This window comes from Paraburkholderia sp. SIMBA_054, assembly GCF_046534875.1.
In the GTDB taxonomy this organism is placed as follows: domain Bacteria; phylum Pseudomonadota; class Gammaproteobacteria; order Burkholderiales; family Burkholderiaceae; genus Paraburkholderia; species Paraburkholderia hospita.
The window spans coordinates 1-262 of sequence record NZ_JAWRXV010001019.1 but is presented as its reverse complement, the minus strand read 5'-3'; the positions used below and the strand labels follow the sequence as shown (position 1 = coordinate 262).

1 protein-coding gene is annotated in these 262 nt (G+C 57.3%); it reads left to right on the top strand.

Annotated features, from left to right (window positions below):
• Nucleotides 1–262, top strand: a 262-nt coding sequence (locus SB822_RS58230; protein ID WP_410859261.1) for an SAM-dependent methyltransferase, incomplete at both ends; no start/stop codon positions are given.

Here is a 262-nt window from a genome sequence, read left to right as displayed (position 1 = left end):
GACTTTCTGAGTGGCGATATCAAAGCCGAGCGCGTAGCCTGGCCATCTCCATTCGACGAAGCTTTCGTGATGATTGAGGCGTATCGCGGCCAGCCGGTGGTTGTGCTGGCAAGCGGCGATCCAATGTTTTTTGGTGTGGGAGCGACTTTGTCCCGGCATTTCTCGCCAGAGGAAATGCTTGTTCTTGCCTATCCGTCCTCTCTTTCACTCGCCGCTGCGCGCATGGGCTGGCCTCTTCAGGATGTGCGGTCTGTTAGCGTGC